Source organism: Limimaricola cinnabarinus LL-001, from assembly GCF_000466965.1.
Lineage (GTDB): Bacteria > Pseudomonadota > Alphaproteobacteria > Rhodobacterales > Rhodobacteraceae > Limimaricola > Limimaricola cinnabarinus.
Map to the genome: position 1 here is coordinate 1 of NZ_BATB01000183.1, position 548 is coordinate 548.

Sequence of the window (548 nt, forward strand, 5' to 3'; positions counted from 1 at the left end):
ATCGACCAGGCCCGCGCGACCGCCTCGCGCGCGGCCCCGACGCTTTCCCACAGGCGCGGGCGGTAGTTGCTGTCAAAGCAGATCGTCACCCCCTTCGCGCGCATCTCCTGTAGCCGGTCGATCAGCGCGGCCCGGATCGCGGGCGACAGGATCGCCAGCGTGATCGCCGAGAGAAAGACGTGGCTGGCCCCATCGAGCGCCGAGAAATCGGGCGCATCATCCGCACCGAACATCCGCCGCGCCGCCGAGCGTCGCGCCAGTAGGCAAAGCTGCGCTCGCCTGCCTCGTCGGTCTCGATCGCGTAGAGGCCGGGGCCGCGCGCGGGATCGCGGCGAACCCGGTCGCAGCCCACGCCATGGGCGCGGGCGAACGTCTCGATCCGGTCCGAGAACCGGTCGCGCCCAGCGCCATCACCAGCTCGACCCGCGCTGGCGGCGGCAGCGCCCGGCGCATGTAGATCGCGGCGTTGAGCACATCGCCCGCCACGCCGAGCCGGGCGTGTCCTCGGCCTCCGGCACCGACAGCTCGATCATCGGCTCCCCGACGAA

2 pseudogenes are annotated in these 548 nt (G+C 72.3%); both read right to left on the reverse strand.

Annotated features, from left to right (window positions below):
* Positions 1-233 (reverse strand): annotated as a pseudogene (locus MBELCI_RS20860) (sugar kinase); the annotation flags it as partial.
* Positions 122-391, reverse strand: a pseudogene (locus tag MBELCI_RS22875) (hypothetical protein); the annotation flags it as partial. The pseudogenes MBELCI_RS20860 and MBELCI_RS22875, both read right to left, overlap by 112 nt.
* Between the last annotated feature and the right edge of the window lie 157 nt (positions 392-548).